Source organism: Rhodococcus sp. D-46 (assembly GCF_011290655.1).
Taxonomy (GTDB): Bacteria; Actinomycetota; Actinomycetes; order Mycobacteriales; family Mycobacteriaceae; genus Rhodococcus_F; species Rhodococcus_F qingshengii.
In genome coordinates this window covers 363,283-385,868 of the sequence record NZ_JAANTF010000007.1, presented here as the reverse complement: position 1 = coordinate 385,868, position 22,586 = coordinate 363,283, and the positions used below count along the sequence as shown (strand labels likewise).

Here is a 22,586-nt window from a genome sequence, read left to right as displayed (position 1 = left end):
GGGGATTTCCTGGATCCCGCGGCACGACAAGGTCCATAGATTCGACTCATGCGCCCATACCTGCTCGTCGCCGCGGTCATCATCGGAGCCACCACGGCACTCGTCGGTTGCTCGACGCTCCAGCGCGCAGTGGAGATTCAATCGGATCTCGACGGACTCACCAGGTCGGGTGTCGTCGGGTCGATCGCAACACTCGACGACGGCACCACGACGGCTGTCATGACCAGCGGCGTGCCCAACCGGACCAACGGCGATTCGATCGGCAAGAATGATCGCGTCCGGATCGGAAGTGTGACAAAGACATTCACAGCTTCGCTCGTTCTGCAGTTGGTCGCCGAGGGCAAGGTCGACCTCGACGCACCGATCGAGCAGTATCTCCCGGGCCTACTGCAAAGCAGTGACATGGACGGCAGTGGCATCGACGGTAGCGCGATCACCGTGCGGCAACTGCTGCAACATCGCAGCGGCCTTCCCGAGTTCGCCGGAGAACCCGGCGCCGACGAATGGATTGCAGCAAACGAGAACCGAACGCTGACGCCGTCCGCCGCGGTCGCCATCGCCCTCGGCAAACCGGCGCAATTCGTCCCCGGAACGTCGTTCGTCTACACCAACACCAACTACATCGTTCTCGGAATGCTCGTCGAATCCGTGAGTGGCCGCAGCTACGCCGATGAACTCCGGTCTCGGATACTCGATCCGCTGGACTTGGAAGACACGTACCTCCCGCCGGCCGGTGAGCTCGACATCAGGGGCGATCACCTGACGGGCTATCAGGATCTCGACGGTGGCCTGACCGACGTTTCCCGCACGGAACCGTCGATCCCCTGGTCTGCCGGAGCGATGGTCTCGACGGGCACAGACCTGAACGCCTTCTGGCGCGCGCTACTCGACGGGCAGGTGGTGCCGGCCGAGCAGCTTGCCGAGATGACCACCCCTCAGGTCGGCGCCACCGAAGCCGAGGGGCTCGGGTACGGGATGGGCGTCGGCGCCACCGAACTTCCCTGCGGCGTCACCTATACCGGCCACAGTGGTGGGATCTACGGGTACTACACACTGTCCGGTGCGACGCCGGACCGCGCGTTCACTGTGACGCTGACGTCGACGCCGAAGGACCAGCCGGACACCGTCGCGATACTCTCGCACGCACTCTGCCCTTGACGCTGTTACCAGTATTGATGACGTTTTCCATCAGTGTCCGCGACGAAAATGACCGCGTCGGCGCCGTCCAACTCCGAAGGTTTCAGCGGCAGATGCCCTGGCAGGATCGCCTCTCCCGCGGTGACGGACAGGTCAAGTGCTGCGCGAAGTGCGGGGGTCGGAAACAGGGCACGCCGACTGGTCGCATCGGCCAACGCTCCCTGCAGAGTGCCCGGATCACTGTCGGGGTTGGCGTCGGTTGCCACGAATACGTAGCGCTCTCCGAGGACAAGTCCGACAAGTGAGCCGGCGCTCCCCCAGCTGACCACGTCGCCGTAGACGGGCATGTCGGACGGCACTCGCAGGAGATGGGCATTGTGTGCGAAGAGCAGGATCGGCCCGCGTCGCTGCTCCTGGGCGACGACGGCCAGCAGGTTCTCGGCCATCATCTCGGCACGGAGACTGAGCAGAGTGCCGATACGATCAGGAGCGGAACTCGCCATCGCGGCGTGGTAGCGCAGAAGACCTACAGCGGTGCGTGCGTGTGCGAGGGCCAGGTCGTATCCGCCCGGGTCGGCGGGCCGCAGCACAGGTGCGGCGCGCCGCAGGACGCTGGCGAGGTCGTCCGCAATGATGCGCAGGGCACGAGCCTGATCGGAGTTGCCGACGGACGCAGCCGGTTCGAACATCGCCGCCGGGTTGGTCCAGTCGGGGTCCTGCCCGAGCAGAAGGTCGATGTCGTCGAACGAGTGCGGCCGCATCGCAGCGGGCAGGAAGTCACCTGCTGCAGACAGCGCGCCACGTGGGCTCGGTGCGCCGGAGTACTCCACCGGAGCGTCGAAGCCGTAGAAGCGAACTCGGTCGGCCGGAGCGCGGCCGTGGTTGTACTCGCGTAGCCATTCGACGAGTTCGCGGTTTCCCGGTACCGCACCGAATCCGTGGCTGAAGCCTGTGGCGAGCACCTTCTCGATGTCCGCCTCTCCCCCGTTCACGTAGTCGTTCACGAGCAAAGCCGCAAAGACATCTGTTTCGAGCACGATCGACCGATATCCTCGTTCGACCAGTTGGCCGAGAAGTTCGTTGCGCAGCAACGGAAAAGCCTTGATCCCATGAGTCGGCTCGCCGAGAGCGAGCAGAGCCGGCACCTCGGTTCGCGCTGCGAGCAGTTCGTCGACGGCACGACCAAGACTTGCCGCGTCTTCGAGTTGGCGGCCGAACTCACTCAGCGCTGGGGCAGTGGACATGATCATCCCTTTCGAAGGTGGACTGCCTTCGACAGTATCGTTGAAGATTCCGGTTAAACTTTTACCGGCAATTACCTGGGGTATGACGTGAAAAGCCTCAATCGGAGGTGATCAGTGCGGCCCATCGACCTTGCCCGTGAACACGGGTTGTCCGCACAGGCGATCCGCAACTACGACGATGCCGGCATCCTCCCTCCGACCGAGCGCAGCACTTACGGCTACCGGCGATACACCCCAGTGCACGCGCAAGCCCTGCGCACTTTCCTCGCATTGCGCGGCGGTCACGGGCACCAGCGGGCCACGGAAATCATGCGGGCAACCAACCAGGGCGACACCGAGTCCGCCTACCGCCTGATCGACAGTGCGCACGTGACGCTGCTCGCCGAGCGAAAAACTCGCACCGAGGTAGCCACAGCGCTGGGGACTCTGTCCACCATGGCACCGGCACTGGTGCACGGTCCAGCGCTGACGGTGGGTGAGCTGGCGCGCCGTCTCGGCGTTCACCCGGCGACACTGCGCACGTGGGAAGAGCATGGCATCCTGCGCCCCGAGCGCGAACAGGCAACGGGTTATCGCGAATACGGTTCGGAGTGTGTGCGCGACGCCGAGATCGCACGGCAGCTGCGGCGCGGTGGCTATCGGCTGTCGCAAGTCGCCCAGTTTCTCGATTCGCTGCGCGAGGCCGGCGGAGCAGACGCATTGTCAGCGTTCCTCGAATCCTGGCAGGACCGGCTGACCACACGCAGTCGCAACCTTCTCGCCGGCGCGGCTCAGCTCGATGCCTATCTCACGATGCTGGATCAGACCTCGCCTGGTTGCCGATCAGCAAACGGTTGAGGCGTCAGTTCACAAGCCGCGCAAGGCTCCTCACCATCTCACCGACGGTGTCGGTCGACGGCCACGGGAATTCCGGAAGATCGGCCCGCAACATCACCTGTCCGTGCAGCGAAGTCCAGATCGATACCGCATCGACAAAAGTGTCTGTGCTGGCCGACCTCCCAGCGGCGACGCACGCGTCGAGGTTGGTCACCAGCGTGTTGAAGGCGGCCAGTCCTCGCGTATCCGATTGTGGTGACTGACCTTTCGGCCTGGACCACCCGAACAAGACCCGATACCGAGCGGGCTCGGAAATGCCGAACTCGACGTATGCCGAGCACCCGGCATACAGACCCTCGACCGGGTCGGGGTGTGCGGAAACGGCGTCGGCCACGGCGAGATGCAACTGCTCCAGCGATTCGGAGACCACCGCTTCGACAATGGCATCGCGATCGGAAAAGTGTCCGTAGATAGATGGTGCGGATATCCCGACTTCGCGAGCGACTGATCGGAGCGTCACCGCCTGATCCGATCCGGTGCGGGCGATGAGCGTCGCCGCTGCGGCGACGATCTCTCCGCGGAGCCGTGCGCCGCTTCCTCTCGGATTTCGGGCGCGAGTACTCCGAGAACCACCCGTCCCAGTTTCATCGGCATCTTCGGAAACATCACTCACCCGACAAACTTTACACATGTAAGGCGTGGGGGTACGTTCTCATCACTAAACATTCGTAAGGTTACATTCGTAAGGACATGATGAATTCCCTCGAACCCACTGACCGGCGACGATGGGCAGCACTGGGCGCCCTCTGCACATCCCTCGTCGTAGTCACGATCGACAACACCATCCTCAACACCGCTATCCCGACCCTTGCCCGCGAACTGCGGGCGACCACCGTCGACCTGCAATGGATCACCAACGCATACACATTGGCGTTCGCCGCCTTGCTCATCACGGCAGGTGGACTCGGCGCGAGATTCGGTCACCGTCGGATACTTCTGACCGGCCTCACCTTGTTCGCCCTCGGGTCAGCCTTCGCTGCCCTCTCTCACACGTCAATGCAGCTGATCGGATGGAGAACAGTGATGGGGGCAGCCGCCGCACTGGTCATGCCGGCGACGCTGTCACTTGTCGTCTCGATGTTCGCCCCGCACGAGAGAGGCCGGGCGATAGGAATCTGGTCTGCAACCGCCGGACTGGGAATCGCGATCGGCCCCGTGGCCGGTGGCGTACTTCTCGAACATTTCAGTTGGGGAAGCGTCTTCTGGATAAACGTCCCACTGGTCGCCGGTGTGATCGCCGCGACGGTTTTTCTTGTGCCCCCGGCAAGAGGGATCACGAAGGGTTCGTTCGACATCCCCGGACTCCTGCTGTCCGCCGGCGGACTGGCTTTGATCGTGGATGCCCTCACCCAGGCAAGCCTTCGCGGATGGTCGTCGCCCGTCACGGTGCTGGAGATCGTCAGCGCAACAGCACTTCTCGCCGGATTCGTCTGGTGGGAGCTGCGGGCCTCGGCGCCGATGACCGACGTGCGCATCTTCACCAGTCGAGTGTTCAGCACCTCCAATGCCATCTTGGCCGTAACATTCTTCGCCCTTTTCGGAGTTCTCTTCACGTACACGCAATACCTCCAATTAGTTCGTGGTTACGGTCCATTGGTCGCCGGCGTCGGTGCAGTTCCGTTTGCGATAGTGATGGCGACTGTCGCCTCCAGCAGCGATCGTATGGTCGGCCGATTCGGCGTGCGCAGTTCGATCGCGACCGGTCTCGCAGTCATGTCCGCGGGACTGTTGGTCCTGTCGATCGCAGCAGATAGGTACGCACCGTTCGGAATCCTGGCTGCGATCATGGCACTGGTCGGCGCGGGGATGGGGTTGGTCATGGCTCCGGCCACAACCACGTCGATGTCTTCGGTTGCGCCCCAGCAGGCTTCGATGGCCAGTTCGATCAACAGCGTCGTGCGAGAGTTGGGTGGAGTTCTGGGCGTCGCCGTCATCGGGACGGTCGTAGCCACCGTTTTCCGGTCCCGCTTCGAACCCGGAGTCGGCACTTCCACAGCCGATCCGGCGCAGATCCATGCCGGCGCTCCCCCCGCGAGTGCCTTGACCGACGCAGCGAACCAGGCTTACACCTCGGCGATGAGTACCGGAATCCAAATCTGTGCCGCAGTCGCGTTCGTCGGTGCGTTGGCCGTCATTGCACTGTTTCCCGCACCACGTCGCCCGGTTTCTTGTCCTCCCGCAGACCTCGCCAACTCGGATGACGCAGACGCTCGGTCTTCGTCCAATCCATGAACCGCACCTCACCGACGAGTTCCGGCCTCACCCACACCGCACCCTTGCGGTCATCTGCTGGAAGTTCCTCCCCGAACGGACTTTCCTTCTGACGCAGCGGTTCCAGTGTCGCAAGTAAAGACTCCAAGTCGCGATCACTGAAGCCGGTACCGACGCGCCCAACGTAGGTCAATCCATCCTCACCCGGAATTCCCATGAGCAGCGCCCCGATCCCCTGTGCTCGATTGCCCTGCCCGGTGCGCCACCCTCCGATCACCACCTCTTGAGTGCGCCAGTTCTTCACCTTGATCCAACTCGACCCACGCCGCCCCGGAAGGTAGACCGATGCACGACGTTTGGCGACAATCCCTTCCCATCCGGCATCGGTACTCACCTCCAACGCGTTCTCCGCCGTGCCCTCGATCTGTGGAGGTACCTCGAGCTCACCGACCTTGCCCGCCAACGCATTCAACACGGTGCGCCGGTCCGAGTAGGATTTCCGCAGCAAAGACACTCCGTCGAGGTACAGAAGATCGAAGGCCAGGAACACCGGCTCCCCACCTCGCTGGAGAAGACCGAAATCGGTGACCCCCGCGTCGTTGTACGCCACCACTTCACCGTCGAGAACCACGTCATGACCGTCCAGCACCTCGGCCAACCCGGCAAGGGAGGGATAGTCCCCGGTCTTGTCGTTACCCGCGCGACTGCGAAGTGACATTGTGCCCGAATGATATTCGAGAATCACTCGGATCCCGTCCCACTTTCCTTCGAAAGCCCACTCCTGCGAGTCGAGACCTTCGAGCGTTCCAGCGGTGGCAAGCATCGGCTCGAGATTCTTGGGAAACTCCGTTCCGAAACTCGCGTTCTGATCCTTCATCAGATGCATCAACCACTGGTCACCCTTCGTCCGGATCAGCGCGAAGCGTCCCTGCACCCGTTTCCCACTCAGGCGCACGATCACCTCGTCTTCACGCCACTTCTCGGTCTCGTACGTCCCGGAATCCCAAATCGTCATCGAACCGCCGCCGTACTCCCCCTTCGGAATCGTGCCCGAGAACGTGGCGTACTCGAGCGGGTGATCCTCGGTGTGCACGGCCAACCGATTCTCTCCGGCACTGGTCGGCACGCCCTTCGGAACAGCCCAGGACACGAGCACACCATCCCGCTCCAGCCGAACGTCGTAATGCAATCGTCTGGCGTGATGTTCCTGAATCACAAAGGTATTGCCCGCTGTCTCCTTGGTCACCGCAGCAGGGATCGGCTCCGGCGTCCGGTCGGCCGACCGCTTGTTGCGATAGTGCGTCAACGTGTCGGCTACAGCCGCCGAGACCGGCGGATCCAGATCGCCCAGCAGATCACCATCGGATTCGACGCGCTCCAGAACCTCGTCGAACAACAGATGTCGTAGTTTCGGATCGTCGAGTTCGTCCCAACTGCGCGGCGCGGCAACATAGGGTTGATCGCGACCGCGCATCGAGTACGGCGCAATGGTTGTCTTGGCTGCGTTGTTCTGACTCCAGTCCACGAAAATCTTGCCTGCCCGCACATTTCGAGCCATCGTCGCGGTGACGAGATCCGGGTGAAGCTTCTCGAGTCCGGTGGCGATCTGCTTGGCGACAGTCGACGCACCGCTGCCGTCCAAGGCTCGATCCAGTGGAACGTAGAGGTGAATTCCCTTGCTACCACTGGTTACCGGATAGGCAGTCCACCCCAGAGTTGCGACCAGATCTCGAATCGACCTCGCCACCTCGGCGCACTCGGTCAATCCGACGCCTTCGCCCGGGTCGAGATCGAATACCAGTCGTGTCGCCGGACCACGCTCGGAACCGTCGAATCGCCATTGGGGAACGTGCAATTCGAGTGCGGCCTGCTGCCCCAGCCACGCCAGGGATGCAACGGAATCGAAGACCGGGTAAGTGACGACACGATCAGAATGTTGCAGCGACGCACGCGTGAGCCACTGCGGGGCAGACGACGCCAGGTTCTTCTCGAAGAAGGACTGACCGTCCACGCCATTGGGCCAACGCTTTCGAGTACCCGGTCTACCGACGACATGCGGAAGCATGACTGCGGCGATACGGGTGTAGTAGTCGATGACTTCGGCCTTCGTGGTGCCGCTCTCGGGGTAGAGAATCTTGCCCAGATTGGTCACGGACACCGTTGTGCCATCGAGCGTGATCTGACCCCGATCCGTCGTTGCCATCTCCTCATTGTGCTGGATAGCACTGTGTCTGGATAGCGCTGCGTCTGGCAGTAGAAATCTGATGGATCGGAAACCTGCCGCTGTGCCAGGCCACGGGCAAGACTGGATTCTCGATGGGAGAGGAGACCACGATGACAGTTCGCAGTTCCGTGGAGCCGTTGGTGGACAACAACTGGCGGATGTTCGCCACCTGTAAAACAGTGGACCCGGCGGTGTTCTATTCGCCGGGTGAAGAGCGCGGACGCAATCGGGCTGCACGGGAGAGTTCCGCGAAGCAGGTGTGCTTCCGCTGCCCGGTCATTCGGGACTGCCTGACCTTTGCACTCGACACCGCTGAACCACACGGAGTATGGGGTGGGACGACACCGTCGGAGCGCCTTGCACTACGACGCTCAGCTGCGTGAACTCCGCTCACACGAGACCCCCGTCACGTCCGTACCGGACAAACAGGCAAGATGGCCTTGTGCCTATGACACGACGCGCTGTTGCCGTGACCGCGATCTTCGCTTGCTCGATCTTGTTGGGCTCGTGTTCGTCGCAGCCGGAGGCAACTGCGGCAGCGGACACCACGACCACGGTTCCCGAGGCATTCACCAAACTGCCCTCGACCACCGCCGTGGACAAGTGCGGACCCCAGAGCGGGACCACCCTCGAAGACGGTGTCTTGACCATCGCCACCGATTCGCCGGCGTACGCGCCGTGGTTCGTCGACAACACTCCGTCCAACGGCAAGGGCTTCGAGGGGGCGGTGGCCCGGGCCGTCGTCGACAAACTCGGGTACAACGCCGATCAGGTTCGCTTCACCACGGTCGCCTTCAACGACGCACTGAAACCAGGCCCCAAGGATTTCGACTTCGACGTCAATCAGTTCACGGTTTCCGGGGATCGCCGCGAGAACGTCGACTTCAGCTCGCCGTATTACGCAGTGGCGCAGTCGGTGATCGCCTCGCGCGGGAGCAAAGCCGCTGAGGCAAAGAATCTTGCGGATCTGGCCGGCTACCGTTTGGGCGCTCAGACCGGTTCCACCAGCCTCGCGGCGATCACCGACACGATTGTTCCGACCACTGCGCCACGCGAGTTCGCGACCACGGACGATGCGAAAGCTGCGCTGGCCGCGGGCGAGATCGACGCATTGGTCGTCGACATCCCGACCGGATTTCACATCACCGAGAACGAACTGCCCGGGTCGGTCATCGTGGGTCAGTTTCCGCGGCCCAACGCGGTCACCGAATTCTTCGGGTTCGTGCTCGAGAAGAACAGTCCTCTGACGGCGTGCGTCTCTGCCGCCGTGGATGCGCTCTACGCCGACGGCACCCTCGAGAGACTCGCAACCGAATGGATCACGGACAGCGCCGACGCGCCAGTCCTCGAGTAGTTCAGCCGGCGCGCCCACTGATCGCGCCGACGAAGACCTTCGGGATGTCTGCCGGTGTCGGAGCGAAGTGGCTGTTGCCGCCGGTGAGAGCCGAAATCTGCTCGAGCACATCGGTATCGGCGTCATCGGTGACACCGATGGTGATGATCGGTACCGGCCGCGTCGGGTCCTGCTCGCGAGTCAGGGTGTCGAGAAGTTCCTGCAGCGAGATACTCGACGGATCATCGTTCGCACCGTCGGTCAGTAGAATCACCGAATTGATCGAGGCCGGATCGTAGGTCTGTTGCATGGACCGATACGCGGCGAGAACGCTGTCGTACAAACCTGTTCCGCCGCCGACGATCGAAGAGAGGCTGTCGATCCGAGACAGCAGTTTGCTCCGATGATCCGTGTCGCCTTCAGTTGCATCCATACGGGCGACAGGTTCGAGTTCGCGGTAGTCCGTGCCCTCGCCGAGGTCTACGGAGAATGCCCAGAGACCCAATTGTGCGTTGGCGGGAAACATTCGGATCGCAATGTCACCGGCCTGTGCAGTCGCGGCCATTCGAGTGACCCCGTCCTGCATGTAGTCCATGGACCCCGAGACGTCGACAACTGCCAGTGCACGGGAAGGCCTGGACAGAATCTCGTACCGCGCAAGCGCTTTGGCGACCACAGTCGGATCGGACGGCACCAGCGAGCCAACTTTTCCCACTCCACCGGCGACCGGCGGGGCCTGATCCGCGCCGCGGAACCCGAGGCCGGCAAGTACGGAGCGCCCGGTGTCCGATGTCAGCGCTGCCGCCAGCAGTTTGCCGGCGTCGACCGCCGCCGACGAGTCTGCACCCACACTTGCCATCGGGTAGTCCATGAAGACCGAACCGGACGACGGTACCGACGCGGTGAGTCGACTGTCCGCATGTGCGGCGAGATAAGCCTCGAAGATCTGCTCGGTCGTCACCGCGGTCCCGCCGTCCGCGTCCACGGTTTGGATGCGTCCGGTCGAACCGGTTTCCTTCAGATTTCCGTACTGCGCTTGCGCCACCGGGACCAGGGCTGCCGAAATGGACGTGAGGTCCCCGCCCCGCGACTGGGCCTCGGCAAAGGCTGCCACGATCGGTGCGCTGGAGACGGCACTGGTGAGGGGATCGCCGATGTGCAGTGCTGGAGCGCCGAGGACATCCGTCCAAGCGGCGGGTGCCTCGCTACCCGGCGCCGAGACAGTGACAACAGGGGTGGACGCGACCGAGTTGCTGATCCGGCGAATCTCCTGCCCGCTCGCCGAAACCTTGTCCAACCATTCGCTCGAATCAGGGATCCACAGTGCGGGCGCCGAACCGTCGGCGATCGCCGCGACGGTGAGCACGGGATCTTGCGGCGTCACGCTGAGCGAGCTGCACCCGAGTTCCGTAGCGGGGATGGCAGCGGCGACAGCTTCGAGTCCCGAGGCGATCGACGGATCGGCCGCCACGGTCACGGTCTCCGGGTTCTCACAGCTGGTTGCCGTCGCCGCTGTGACAGCACTCGCACCGAGTTCTCCCTTGTCGCTGACGCTTTTGAACGTCACGGCGAATGCTGCGGTGCCACCGACTGCGACTACTGCCAAGAGTCCGATCAGAACCTGCACGGATCGAGGCATGGACGCAGGTGGTGCGCCGTACCCATGACGAGACGACATTGATCGAATCCTTTCCGGCGGGACCCGCATCAATAACCAACCGATGCCCGGTTTATCCCGCCGAAAAGAATCCTATCTCATGTTAGCGGTGAAGTAGCTCGATGTGGAAATCTCCACAACTAGGTGTAGATCTGGACAAACTGGGCCAGCGACTTCTCCACATCGCCTTTGAGCGCCCGCGCCACACTCGAACCGATCGGGCCGAACAACGGCGCGCCGCCCAACTCGACTGTCAGCGCGAGTTCCGACCCGTCGCCCTTTGCCTTCACGTCGAGTTCGAGACCGAGCTTGACCCCGCCCTTGCCGTCTCCCTTGAGCGAGATCGCCTTCGGGACGTCGTACTTCTTGATGGTCCACCGAACGCGGTTGCGCAGGCCCTTCACAGTCACGACCGAGCTGATCTCGGTGCCGACACCCAGTTGTTCGGGAAGTTCACTGCGCCATCCGTCGTGAACCACGAGCCAGTTTTCGTATCCACTGAGATCGGACGCCTTGTCCCACACTTCCTGAGGAGGAAGCGGAACGTCGATTTTCACTGTGAGCTTTGCCATGGCAGAACAATAAGCCCCGTGCGCCTTTTCCGTAACCAGAGGTACCAGAAAGACGCACGGGGCTTTGCCCCTCTTAGTGGCTGACAGCCTTTTCGACGCCGACGCCGGTGAGGGAGCGAACTTCCATCTCCGCCTGCTTTGCCGGATCTTCGATCTTGTTACGTCCGATGTACGTACCGACGATGCCGAGGACGAATGCCAGCGGAATCGAGACGATGCCGGGGTTCGAGAGCGGGAACCAGGCGAAGTCGGAGTTCGGGAACATCGACGACGGCTTACCCGACACCGCCGGGGAGAACACGATCAGCGTCAAGCAGCTGATCAAACCGCCGTAGATGCTGAAGAGCGCACCGGTGGTGTTGAACTTCTTCCAGAACAACGAGTAGAGCAGGGTGGGCAGGTTCGCCGAGGCCGCCACTGCGAAGGCGAGAGCCACCAGGAAGGCGATGTTCTGCCCCATCGCCATGATGCCGAGAACGATGGAGACGAGTCCGATGACCACGACGGTGATTCGAGAAACTCGAACCTGCTGCTCCTCGGTTGCGTTGCCGCGCTTGATGACACTGGCGTAGATGTCGTGAGCGAACGACGCCGAAGCAGTGATCGCGAGACCGGCAACGACGGCGAGGATGGTCGCGAACGCCACCGCGGAGATGATGCCGAGGAAGATGGTGCCACCGAGCTCGAAGGCGAGAAGCGGAGCGGCCGCGTTCTCCTTACCAGGCGCTGCCAAGATCTTGTCCGGTCCGACCATGCTGGCCGCGCCGTAGCCGAGAACCAGTGTGAACAGGTAGAAGGCACCGATCAGCGCGATCGCCCAGGTCACCGAGCGGCGAGCTTCCTTGGCAGTGGGCACCGTGTAGAAGCGCATCAGCACGTGCGGCAGGCCCGCCGTGCCGAGCACCAAAGCGATTCCGAGAGAGATGAAGTCGAGCTTCGTCATTCCGGAAAGACCGTACTTGGCACCGGGCCCGAGGATGTCGCGTCCCTGCACACCCTTGGTGGTGGAACTGTTGACCATGTCCTGCGCATTGGCGAGCAACTGAGAGAAGTTGCCGCGCACTGCCCACAGAACGAGTACGAACATGATTCCGGCTCCGGCAACCAGCAGAACTGCCTTGACCATCTGTACGTAGGTGGTGCCCTTCATGCCGCCGACCAAGACGTACACGATCATCAGCACACCCACGATCGCGACGACGATCGACTGTCCCACCTTGCCGTCGATGTTGAGCAGCAGCGCGACAAGTCCACCGGCGCCGGCCATCTGGGCAAGAAGATAGAAGAGGGAAACGGCCAGAGTGGACAGGGCCGCCGCCATGCGCACCGGACGCTGCTTGAGTCGGAAGCTCAGCACGTCGGCCATCGTGAATCTGCCCGTGTTCCTGAGCAATTCGGCGACCAGGAGCAGTGCAACCAACCAGGCGACAAGGAAGCCGATGGAGTACAGGAAGCCGTCGTAGCCGTACACGGCGATCGCACCTGCGATACCGAGGAACGATGCCGCCGAGAGGTAGTCACCGGCGATGGCGAACCCGTTCTGCGGGCCGGTGAACTGCCCACCACCGGTGTAGAAGTCGGACGCCTTCTTGGTGGTCCGGCTGGCGCGGATCACCAGCGTCATGGTCACGACGACGAAAGCGAGGAAGATCGCGATGTTGAAGGCTGGGTTTCCTACGTCCGTTCCGGACGCGGCGAGTGTGGTGATCACTGTGCGGGACCTTCCAGTTCTTCACGGATGGCGGCGGAGCGGGGATCGAGCTCACGACCGGCGAACTTCACGTACCACGCGGTGATGGCGAAGGTCGTGACGAATTGCCCGAGGCCGAGGATGATGCCGAGATTGATGTTGCCGAGGACCTTGGTGGCCATGAAGTCGTGGGCATAGGTAGCCAGGACGACGTACACCGCATACCAGAGCAGGAAGAATGCAGTGATGGGGAAAACGAACTTGCGCAGACGCGTTCGGAGTTCCTGGAATTCGGGACTCGCTTGCATGTCTATGAATGCCTGGGCATCCGGGGTGCGTCGCTCTTGCGGCGACCCCTCACTGATTTCTGCTGTGGACACTGCCGGCTCCTCGCCTCGCGTGTGAAGTGAACTACGCACAGACGTTAGTGAGATCGGAGTCACATGAAGACGCTGTGGCGCCAGTCACACGGTGAGCAGTCGCGCGCTGCGCCGAACGGTCAGGCAGGCGCGACCAACGGCAGAGGGTTCGGGCGGTGAAAGTCAGGGTTGGCGGAGATCGCCTTCGCGATCGGAGCCCATTCCGAGCCGTTCCGGGGCGTGCATCCGCGTGAAGATTCGCGCAATATCTGCCGGTATCTGCTTCGACGACACCTTGCTCACGACGATCATCGTGAGGAACGCCAGCGGCACGCTCACCGCGGCCGGGAACGCGAAAATGGCTGCCGGCCAGCCACCGAGGACGTCCTCCGACAAACCACCCAGGACGGCGACAGTAGCGGCAGTGCCCGCAACACATCCACCGACAACCATCCCCGCCCCCGCGCCGACGGCAGTCAGACCGCGCCACCAGATACCCAATACGAGCAGTGGGCAGAGCGTCGACGCAGCGACTGCGAACACCAAACCGACGGTTCTCGAGAGGTCGACCGACACCACCGCCAGCGACAGCACGAGAGGAACGACCCCGGCCAGTAGCGCTGCAATACGGAAGTCTCGAACTCGCCCACGGAGAACGTCGGTACTGACGACGCCCGCGATGCTGACGAGCAATCCGGATGACGTCGACAAGAAGGCGGCAATGGCACCGGACGCGACGAGGGCTGCCAGCAGTTGTCCGCCCCACCCCGAGAACACCGAGCCCGGCAGCAGCAGCACCGCCGCGTCGGAGGTGCCGGTGATCAGAAGTTGCGGAACGTACAGGCGAGCGAAGACGCCGAGGAGTGTCGGAAACAGGTAGAACACGCTGACCAGACCGACAACGGCGAGCGACGTCAGACGGGCTGCCCGGCCGTCGGGGTTGGTGTAGAACCGGACGAGAACATGAGGAAGGCCGAGCGTTCCGAGGAAGGTCGCGAGCATCAGCGAGTACACCTGGTACATCGGGTGCGGCCCACCGAAACCCCAACCCGGGGTGATCCAGTCAGAGTTCTGCGCGGGCGCTCCGGCGACGACAGGGACGGCGGCTCCCGCGTCGAGGACCATGGACATGCCTTCACCGAGAGTGTGCTCCCCCGGCCCCAGGGTCATCGTGCCTTCGACCGCTCGCCCGTCGACTGTGCCGCCGCTGACCGTCACCGGCTCGGACACCTGGACGACGACGTCGGTGGTGATGTCGACGGTCGTCGCAGTGGTGACCGTCGGCGGCATCGACGCGCCGACGTCGTGGTGATCGCCGAAGAAGTAGAAGGTCAGTGCCACAGCGGGAATCGCGACGGCAGTCAGTTTCAGCCAGTACTGGAAGGCCTGAACGAAGGTGATCGAGCGCATCCCGCCGCCGACGACGTTGGCGATGACGATGACCCCGACCGCTACGCCGCCGATCCAACTGGGAACCCCGAGCAAGATATTGAGCGTCAGTCCCGCGCCTTGGAACTGCGGGATCAGGTACAGGATGCACACCATCGCGACCACGAGCATCGCGAGCTTGCGCAATCGCGGTGAGCCGAGACGGAACTCGGCGAAATCGGGGACGGTATACGCACCGGAACGCCGAAGCGGCGCTGCGACGAACAGCAGCAGGGCGAGGTATCCGGCGGTGAAGCCGATGGGATACCAGAGTGCGTCGGCGCCGTACTTGGCGACCAGCCCCGCAACACCGAGAAACGAAGCAGCAGAGAGGTACTCGCCGGAGATGGCCGTCGCATTCCACCGCGCACTGACGGTTCTGGACGCGACGAGAAAGTCCGAGGTGGTACGAGCGAGCCGAACGCCGTAGATTCCGATAGCCACCGTCGCGACAGCTGCTGCCACGATGCCGAGCACCGTCAACACCGGGATAGGTTGTCCTCCCACAGTGCCGCGCTCAGTCGTCCACGATGTCGTTGAAGTCCTGCTCGTTTCGCTCCGCACGACGCACGAACACCCAACCGGTCGTCAACAGCAAGGGATACACGGCGCCGCCCATCACGAGCCAGGGCAACCGGATGCCAAGGACCGCGACCTCCGAGAGCGTCGGGAAGAGATGCGTCAGAAGCGGCACCGCACACAGGAGCCCGGCTGCCACGACGGCAAGGCGAATCGCCAGTCCCAACTGCGCGCGAACGAGACCGCGGATCATGGCGTCACCGACTTCGGTCTGTTCCTGCACCTCCACCCGTGTTCGCACGATCCGTGCGCCACTACGTTGCGCCAACACAACGCGCTCACGCTGCGGAGGATCGGACTGCGACGTCACCGCGACAACCAACTCTGCTTGGGCGCACGAACCAGTCGATCCTTGAGTTCACGGGTGTGTCTGCGACTGACCGGAAGCTCGACGGGAGGTTTGTCACCGTGCGGGCGCAGACAGACCACCAATCCACTGCCTACTGTTCGGATGCCGGTGACCAGCGCCAGAGATACCAGGTAGGAGCGGTGCACACGCAAGAAGCCCGCGTCGGCCCAGCGTGATTCGAGCGTCGAGATCGGGATGCGCACCAGGTGCGACTTTCCAGCGGTGTGCAAACGCGCGTAGTCCCCGTCGGCTTCCACCCACTCCACCGAGGAACGCTGAACGAGCGTCGTGACACCGCCCAGTTCCACCGGGATCACCTCGTCCGTGGGCGCAGCTTCGGGTTTGCTCTCACTCTTGGTGCGCCCGGCCAGCCCCACGATCCGCTGAACGGCCTGAGCGAGACGCTCCTCCCGGAGCGGTTTGAGTAGGTAGTCGACGGCGCCGAGATCGAATGCGTCAACCGCTCGATCGTCGTGCGCTGTCACGAACACCACGGGCGGTGGCGTCGCGAAATTGGAGAGGATGCCGGCCAGTTCGAGACCGTCGAGTCCGGGCATGTTGATGTCGAGAAACACCGCGTCGATGCTTCCACCGCGCAGTATCCGCAACGCTGTCGTCGCATCCGATGCCGTGTGAACGTGCGCCACCGAGTCCTCGGCGCGCAGCAAGAAGGCCAGCTCGTCGAGGGCTGGTTTCTCGTCGTCGACGGCAAGGACGGTCAGCTGGGCATCAGTGTCAGTCTCGTTCACAACAGGTCCATGTTCCCACGACGGTTTCAGCCTGATCATCGAAGGCGAGAATCAGACGTGAATACCCTGCTTGAACTTGGGAACACGCATGCTGACCTTCGTACCGGCACCCGGCGCTGTCTCCACCACGAGTCCGTAGTCGTTGCCGAACGCGGCACGAAGTCTGTCGTCGACGTTGGCCAAACCGACGTGAGCAGCTTCTCGTGCGCTGGGTCGCCCCGATCCCGACTCGATGGCGTCGAGCGAACCGGAGCGCAGTAGTTCGGGGTCCATCCCCACACCGTCGTCCTCGACGCTGATGATGCAGTCCGGTCCCTCGTCCGCAGCCACGATGCTCACGGTCCCGCCCTCCGGCTTACTCGAAATGCCGTGACGAACCGCGTTCTCGACCAGCGGCTGGAGGGCAAGGAAAGGAAGAACCACGTTGAGCACTTCGGGTGCTATCTGAAGGCGGACGTTCAGAGCCTCCCCGAATCGCGCGCGTTCGAGGGTCAGGTAACGATCGATGTTGCGCAACTCGTCGGCAAGCAGGGTGAACTCACCCGCAGATCGGAACGAGTACCGCGTGAAGTCCGCGAACTCGAGGATCAGTTCTCTGGCCCGCGCCGGATCGGTTCGAACAAACGATGCGACCGTGTTGAGCGCGTTGTAGATGAAATGAGGACTGATCTGTGCGCGCAGGGCACGCACTTCGGCTCGATCCAACAGGGCTCTGGACGCGTCGAGGTCGGCGAGTTCGATCTGACTGCAGGCATATCGTGCCACCTCGGTGACCGCTCCGAGCATTCCCGGCCACGGGTCCTCGCTGGTGACGATTCCCAGTACGCCGACCACGCCGATGTCCTCGATCAGCAGGGGCTGAGCGATCAGCGCTCGCACATGGTGATCGCTCGGTCCGCGCACCAGGTCCGAGTGCGTGACGAGTACCCGGCGTTCGCCTGCGATCGCACGAATGGCGGCGTCGTGGAATTGTTCGGACAACGCTTCGTGACGGCCGTCCCACGCCAACAGGTTTCCCGACGCGTCTGCCAGGCCCAGACCGGAGCCGCCGGTCAGCTCACGTAGGTGAGGCGCCGCCTCGGCGGCCGAATTCTCGTCGAGTCCACGCCGAAGTGGCCGCGCGGCAAGCGAAGCCGTATGGAGAGCGGCATGGACGGCACGTTCGGTGGGGGTGGTCACCTCACGTCTGGTGCGCATCCACACAGCCGTCAGCGCCCCGGCCACTGCGAGAATCAGCACGCTGAGAAGCGCGACCACGGCCGGACTCACCGCGAGTCCTCGTCCAGTTTCCGTATCAGTGTTTTCGGAGCCACCGTGCGGTGCGCATCTTCGACGACGTCGGCTACGTCGTTCCAGAATTTCTCGTCCTCGGTCTCGTCGGCACTCGGAACGTCGAGGTACACGCCGATCCATCCCCGGCCACCCACGTACGGAGGGACGAAGAACCTCGACGGGTCACGACTGACCCAATCTGCCTGCGCCCCAGGTGGGGCCGCGGCCCAGATCGCGACGCGATCGTCGTGGTGGTGATCTGCCATGGTGACGAACTGCGGCGCCTTGCGCACGAACCACGACGCTTCACCGTGGCTGACCCGCTCGGTCGCCTCCGGCAATGCCAGTGCAAGAGCGCGGATTCGCTCCAACGGCGTCATCGATTCACGACCCGCAGGTATTCGGTGCCGGAACACCTGCAAATCGATCCTTCACCCACGCGACAGCTCCCGGCACAGCGGCGCCGTCCGCATGACCTTCACCCGGTCGCGCCTGGAATTCGATGACGTCACCGTCGGCGCAGGCGCGTTCGACTGCCGCCTCGGTCCATTCCGGACGGATCAGGTTGTCGTTGGTACCGACGACTACGTACATCGGACCGCTCGCGCGTTGACGGGGAAGAGCAACATCGCTGAGCCACGCGTGAATTCGGTCCGCATCCTCGGCGGTGGCCGGCCGCGTGTCGGCGGGCGTCACCTTTCCGACCAGACCCAACTTCTCCGTCGCCCGAGAGGTCAGGCACGAGGTGAGCAGGTCGTAGTTCTGCTCGAATGCGCCGCGCACGTAGTCGGTTCGTTCGAGGTCCGGATGGGTGAGGGACAGCCCTTCGAGTACATAGGGCAGCAGCAGTTGCTGAGGCAGTGACAGATTCACCTCGGAATCACTCGAGATGATCGGCGAGATGTCCGCTGCCGGGGACAGGTTTGCTGCACCGACGAATTCGAGTCCGTCGCCGTAGGTGTCGGCTTCCTCGGCTGCTGCCCAGGATGCCTGCCCGCCTTGGGACAGCCCCAGAGTTGCCCAACGAGTCGAGGTGTCCGGAACGACGTTGCGCGCCGCTCGAACCGCGTCGATGACGTTGAACGCCGCGGTGTCCGGTTGCAGGTAAGGATGCGGGTCCGGAGTGCCGAGGCCCTCGAAGTCGGAGACAGCGACCACGTATCCCGAGTCGAGGAACGGCGCGACCAGGCCGATCGTGCCGAACAGGGTCGGCGAGGCCGACGGCGCGCAGTCGTCCGAAATACCCGTCGTGCCATGGCCGATGGAGACGATCGGCCAACCGCCCTCCGGCGGAGTTCCAGGCGGCGTGAACACCGTTCCCGACACCTGAGTCTCTCGGCCGTCGATACCGGAGGTGGAGCCGTACAGGATTTTCACCGCGCTTGCTCCGGACGCCGCCACTTCGGCTGTGCTGGTGAAGGGTTCACTGTCGAACACGACGCCACGTTGCGCACTGCTCTCGACCGACGGGGTTGTCGTGGTCGAGGTGTCGGTGACGGAGACATCCGGCGAGGCATCCGATCCGCAGCCGACGCTCACGAGAAGTGCGCTCGCCACCACGACTCCCCAGACTGCGCGAACCCTCGAACTCCGAACAGTCATACGCAGTGTTCCCCTCTATTTGCCCGCACCGCTACCTGCTCGGCGACGCCTGACACGTTCCTCTGCTGCGGCCTCTTCGATGTCGAGTCCTTCCAATACGGTACGCAATACCTCGTCGTCGAGATCTCCGTCGTCACGTGCGGCGATCAGCGCAACTCGTTGCGAGCGCAGTGACTGATGCCGGAACTTGTCGAACAGAGCTCCCGCATTCCACAAGGCGGCCTCGCGATCGGCGTCCTCGTCGACCTCCTGGAGTTGAAGCCTCGCCTGCATCGAGCGTCGTACGCGTTCGACGATCGCCTGCAGTTCCTTCCCGTCGATCCCCGGCGGAGGGTGCGCGGCCGCGTCTGCCAACGCCTTCTCTCCCGCCTTGCGAGAAATGTTGCGGGCCAACTCCATCTGTTCCTGCGTGCGCAACTGCTCGTAAGGATCCGCGACGTCGAGGCGACGGATCATGAACGGCAAGGTAGATCCCTGGATGAGCAATGTCCCGACCGCGACGATGAACGCGATCGCCTGGATGACGCCGCGTCCGGGGAACGGCTCGCCGGACGAGAGTGCAAACGGGATACCGCCGGCCGCAGCAAGAGTGACGACGCCGCGCATTCCAGCCCACGAGACCACCAGATTCTGTTTCCACGTCAGTTGATTCTCGCGATCACGGCGCAGGGTTACACCGAATCGCACACGCGAGTAGCTCAGGAACAGCCACACCGGCCGAATCACGATGACAACGGCCAGGACTGCGAGACCGTACGCGAACACGTGAAGCACCGGAAGTCCGTCGGCGACAACATCGTCGATCACAAAGCTCAGCTGGAGCCCCATGTATGCGAAGACGAACATCTCGAGAAGAGTGTCCAGGCTCGACCACACCGAGCGCTCCTGCAATCGCGTCATGATCGACGCGTCCGTCGAATAGTGCCCGATCACCAGACCAGCGACCACAACGGCCAGAACACCGGACGCGTGTAGTTCTTCGGCGGCCAGGTAGGCAGCGAACGGAAGCACCAACCCCAAGCCGGTTTCCAGTGGAGAGTCGTACATGCGGGCACGAACGAACTTGACGACAAACGCGAGCACCAAGCCGACGACAACGCCGCCGATCACTTCGTACGCGAAGAACAACAGGGGCGAATCGGTGGCAATTCGCGTTCCGGTCACTGCTGCGACGGCGACGGTGAAGAGCGTGAGCGCGGTGGCGTCGTTGACGAGCCCCTCGCCCGTCAAGATGGCGATCACCCGTTTCGGGAGCCCGAGCTTCTGACCGACCGCCACCGCGCTGACGGCGTCGGTCGGCGCGATCACGGCCCCGAGCACCAGGGCGGCGCCGATCGTGAACTCGGGCACCATCCATTCGGCGAAGAAGGCAACCACGAACGCCGTCACCAACACCATTCCGACGCCGAGGCGCAAGATCGGGGCCAAGTTGCGTTTGAAGGTCGCCACCGAGAATTTCAGAGCGGCCGAGTAGAGAAGCGGCGGCAGGACCACACCGAGAATGACGTGGGGATCGAGTTCCGGCCGCGGCATACCGGGTATGAAGGATGCGACCGAACCTACCGTCACCAAAACCAGCGGAGCCTGCAGGTTTCGTCGATTGGACAGCCCGGTGACTGCGATGGCGGCAATGACGACCAGCAGAATCCAGGTGAAGTTCACGCGTTCATTCTGCCCGCCGACCCTGGGAGTTCACCCAGCGGACGCACAGAAGCCCGCAACCTTTTCGGTGACGGGCCCCTGAGCAACGGTGCTACCGAAAAACGGTATGCCGAATGCGGTATTACTGCTTTTCGGGAACAGCCTTCTTGGCGGCCTCAGCTGCCTTGTCGATCTGATCGCCGTACTTGTTGCCGGTCTTGTCGTCGGCGATGTCGGCGACCTTGTCGATAGCGTCGTGAACCTTGTCGGAGTTCTCCGCTGCGAGCTCCTGGCCCTTTTCGACCAATCCCTTGACGTTGTCCAAGAAACCCATGTCCGTGTCCTCTCCCGGTGCTGACGCACATCCTTCGGCGGAATCGTTCCTCCGCGCCCTTCGATTCTCACAGGTCGACGGCCTCTGCGCCAGAAAGCAGGTCCGTGCGTTCGAGCCGTGCGCAACTCGAGGTAGCGTTAACCCGCCAATAGCTGATTGACCACCCATCGACATCGACAGGTGCCCGGTTTGAATGCAGGACTGCGCGGGACGGGGAGCGACCCCTACCCCACGCGTGAACTGCTGTCCCGGTGGTGGTCGGATCGCACCGATTACACCTGGCTCCCCCGATTCCTCGACACTCGCGGGCTGACCGTTCCCGGCCGCAAGTTAGTCGCGGTGTGGTGTTTTCTCTTCGCCCTGATCGCGGCGACCATGCAGTTGAGCCGCTTCGGTTCCGACACCGCCCTGGCGCGGTCGATCTTCGCCCTCGGAACTATCAGTGGCGCCTATGCGGGCTACCGCTGGGCGCGTAACGAATCGTGGCCAACTTGGCGACAATCCGTGGCCTTTGTCGTCTGGGCCGACCTGTGGCTCGCCGTCACTCTCTTCTTCGCCGTACGCACCGCTTTCGTCGGAACCATCGGCTGCATCCTGTTCATCATGATCGGCTTCTATGCGGCGATAGTTCACAGCCCTCGCGTTGCCATCAGCCACATCGGTTGGGCTCTTGCTGTCTGCACGACGCTCGCTGCCATGGCGATGTCCGAGCCGGTCAACGACGACTGGGTGGTCGTGAATCTCTATCTGATGGTTGCCGGTGTGGTTTTCTCCACCGCGTGGATTCTGCAGATCGTCTGGCTGCGCCTGACCGACGACGCACGCAACGCCCACCGGGACTACCTCACCGCGACACTCAATCGCCGCGGACTCCAGGACGAGGCACAGCATCTGCTGCGCAGTGATCGAACGCAGGCTCTGATCGCACTACTCATCGACGTCGACTCGTTCAAAAACCTCAACGACACGCACGGGCACGTCGCGGGCGACGACGCGTTGACCGCTGTCGCCGACCGCCTCATCGCTGCCGCCGGCCCCGATGCGGTGGTGGCTCGAATCGGTGGAGACGAGTTCGTCGTCCTGCGCGGAGTCGATCGAGGAGATATCGAGCAGGTCGCCACCGAGATACATTCGGCGGTTTCGTCCGACTCCGATCCCTATCCTGTGTCCGCCAGTACCGGCGTCAGTGTCTATCTGAGTCCCGAGACGGACTTACCGGATCGGGCTGTCAACGAACTGATCGAGCACGCAGACAATGCGATGTACCGAGCCAAGAAGCGGGGCGGCGATCGCATTGCCTGGGTGCAGATGTTCAGGCGCTGAAACTAC

The 22,586-nt window shown here is 63.1% G+C and carries 21 protein-coding genes; 6 read left to right on the top strand and 15 right to left on the bottom strand.

Annotated elements, in window-relative coordinates; translation table 11 throughout:
* Positions 1 to 48: 48 nt before the first annotated feature.
* A complete protein-coding gene (locus G9U53_RS20170) occupies positions 49 to 1,158 on the top strand; it encodes a serine hydrolase domain-containing protein (RefSeq protein ID WP_165639109.1) in 1,110 nt (369 codons plus the stop codon).
* A 5-nt stretch (positions 1,159 to 1,163) separates the two neighbouring features.
* On the opposite strand, the gene G9U53_RS20165 is transcribed toward G9U53_RS20170, so the two are convergent.
* Complete coding sequence (locus G9U53_RS20165) at positions 1,164 to 2,387, bottom strand: erythromycin esterase family protein (RefSeq protein ID WP_165639108.1); 1,224 nt, start codon at positions 2,385 to 2,387, stop codon at positions 1,164 to 1,166.
* A gap of 108 nt (positions 2,388 to 2,495) precedes the next feature.
* On the opposite strand from G9U53_RS20165, the gene G9U53_RS20160 reads away from it, so the two are divergent.
* Positions 2,496 to 3,218: a MerR family transcriptional regulator gene (locus tag G9U53_RS20160; protein ID WP_064443874.1), complete on the top strand. Its 723-nt coding sequence runs from the start codon at positions 2,496 to 2,498 to the stop codon at positions 3,216 to 3,218.
* Positions 3,219 to 3,222: 4 nt separating this feature from the next.
* Here G9U53_RS20160 and G9U53_RS20155 read toward each other — a convergent pair whose 3' ends face one another.
* On the bottom strand, positions 3,223 to 3,870 hold the full coding sequence (locus G9U53_RS20155) for a TetR/AcrR family transcriptional regulator (RefSeq protein ID WP_165639107.1): 648 nt from the start codon (positions 3,868 to 3,870) through the stop codon (positions 3,223 to 3,225).
* Between the two features lie 80 nt (positions 3,871 to 3,950).
* Between G9U53_RS20155 and G9U53_RS20150 the strand changes: the two genes are divergently transcribed.
* A complete protein-coding gene (locus G9U53_RS20150) occupies positions 3,951 to 5,489 on the top strand; it encodes an MFS transporter (protein WP_242692603.1) in 1,539 nt (512 codons plus the stop codon).
* Here the strand turns inward: G9U53_RS20150 and G9U53_RS20145 are convergent.
* The gene (locus G9U53_RS20145) at positions 5,389 to 7,671 is read right to left on the bottom strand and encodes an ATP-dependent DNA ligase (protein WP_003940540.1); all 2,283 of its coding nucleotides are present in this window, start codon (positions 7,669 to 7,671) and stop codon (positions 5,389 to 5,391) included. The two genes, G9U53_RS20150 and G9U53_RS20145, sit on opposite strands and share 101 nt — an antisense overlap.
* A 131-nt stretch (positions 7,672 to 7,802) precedes the next feature.
* Here G9U53_RS20145 and G9U53_RS20140 point away from each other — a divergent pair, with 131 nt between their 5' ends.
* Both G9U53_RS20140 and G9U53_RS20135 read left to right on the top strand, forming a co-directional pair.
* Positions 7,803 to 8,075 (top strand): WhiB family transcriptional regulator, encoded by a 273-nt coding sequence (locus tag G9U53_RS20140; protein ID WP_050654722.1) that lies wholly within the window; start codon positions 7,803 to 7,805, stop codon positions 8,073 to 8,075.
* 65 nt (positions 8,076 to 8,140) lie between these two features.
* Positions 8,141 to 9,046, top strand: coding sequence for a transporter substrate-binding domain-containing protein (locus tag G9U53_RS20135; RefSeq protein ID WP_165639106.1), 906 nt, complete (start codon positions 8,141 to 8,143; stop codon positions 9,044 to 9,046).
* A gap of 1 nt (position 9,047) precedes the next feature.
* Here G9U53_RS20135 and G9U53_RS20130 read toward each other — a convergent pair whose 3' ends face one another.
* From G9U53_RS20130 to G9U53_RS20075, 12 genes are all read right to left on the bottom strand, one after another.
* Positions 9,048 to 10,703, bottom strand: coding sequence for a substrate-binding domain-containing protein (locus G9U53_RS20130; RefSeq protein WP_165639105.1), 1,656 nt, complete (start codon positions 10,701 to 10,703; stop codon positions 9,048 to 9,050).
* Between the two features lie 119 nt (positions 10,704 to 10,822).
* The gene (locus G9U53_RS20125; protein ID WP_003939735.1) at positions 10,823 to 11,254 is read right to left on the bottom strand and encodes an SRPBCC family protein; all 432 of its coding nucleotides are present in this window, start codon (positions 11,252 to 11,254) and stop codon (positions 10,823 to 10,825) included.
* 73 nt (positions 11,255 to 11,327) lie between these two features.
* Positions 11,328 to 12,965, bottom strand: a complete 1,638-nt coding sequence (locus G9U53_RS20120; protein WP_007727752.1) for a cation acetate symporter — start codon at positions 12,963 to 12,965, stop codon at positions 11,328 to 11,330.
* Positions 12,962 to 13,324, bottom strand: a complete 363-nt coding sequence (locus tag G9U53_RS20115; protein ID WP_003939976.1) for a DUF485 domain-containing protein — start codon at positions 13,322 to 13,324, stop codon at positions 12,962 to 12,964. The genes G9U53_RS20120 and G9U53_RS20115 overlap by 4 nt, the downstream gene beginning before the upstream one ends.
* 162 nt (positions 13,325 to 13,486) lie before the next feature.
* Entirely contained in the window at positions 13,487 to 15,238 is a 1,752-nt protein-coding gene (locus G9U53_RS20110) for a cation acetate symporter (protein WP_165639104.1), read from the bottom strand.
* A gap of 10 nt (positions 15,239 to 15,248) precedes the next feature.
* Positions 15,249 to 15,620 (bottom strand): membrane protein, encoded by a 372-nt coding sequence (locus G9U53_RS20105; RefSeq protein WP_003939880.1) that lies wholly within the window; start codon positions 15,618 to 15,620, stop codon positions 15,249 to 15,251.
* The gene (locus tag G9U53_RS20100; RefSeq protein ID WP_202425847.1) at positions 15,617 to 16,447 is read right to left on the bottom strand and encodes a LytTR family DNA-binding domain-containing protein; all 831 of its coding nucleotides are present in this window, start codon (positions 16,445 to 16,447) and stop codon (positions 15,617 to 15,619) included. Before G9U53_RS20100 ends, G9U53_RS20105 begins: the two co-directional genes overlap by 4 nt.
* A gap of 12 nt (positions 16,448 to 16,459) precedes the next feature.
* Positions 16,460 to 17,677 carry a histidine kinase gene (locus tag G9U53_RS20095; RefSeq protein ID WP_165639103.1) on the bottom strand — a complete coding sequence of 406 codons (1,218 nt, stop codon included), beginning with the start codon at positions 17,675 to 17,677 and terminating at the stop codon, positions 16,460 to 16,462.
* Entirely contained in the window at positions 17,674 to 18,060 is a 387-nt protein-coding gene (locus tag G9U53_RS20090; protein WP_165639102.1) for an MmcQ/YjbR family DNA-binding protein, read from the bottom strand. Before G9U53_RS20090 ends, G9U53_RS20095 begins: the two co-directional genes overlap by 4 nt.
* Positions 18,061 to 18,064: 4 nt before the next feature.
* Positions 18,065 to 19,282 carry a lipase family protein gene (locus G9U53_RS20085; RefSeq protein ID WP_030534944.1) on the bottom strand — a complete coding sequence of 406 codons (1,218 nt, stop codon included), beginning with the start codon at positions 19,280 to 19,282 and terminating at the stop codon, positions 18,065 to 18,067.
* 15 nt (positions 19,283 to 19,297) lie between these two features.
* Entirely contained in the window at positions 19,298 to 20,944 is a 1,647-nt protein-coding gene (locus G9U53_RS20080) for a Na+/H+ antiporter (RefSeq protein WP_003939739.1), read from the bottom strand.
* Between the two features lie 121 nt (positions 20,945 to 21,065).
* Complete coding sequence (locus tag G9U53_RS20075; protein WP_003940164.1) at positions 21,066 to 21,257, bottom strand: antitoxin; 192 nt, start codon at positions 21,255 to 21,257, stop codon at positions 21,066 to 21,068.
* Positions 21,258 to 21,437: 180 nt separating this feature from the next.
* Here G9U53_RS20075 and G9U53_RS20070 point away from each other — a divergent pair, with 180 nt between their 5' ends.
* Positions 21,438 to 22,580, top strand: a complete 1,143-nt coding sequence (locus G9U53_RS20070) for a GGDEF domain-containing protein (protein WP_003940053.1) — start codon at positions 21,438 to 21,440, stop codon at positions 22,578 to 22,580.
* The last annotated feature ends 6 nt before the right edge of the window (positions 22,581 to 22,586 follow it).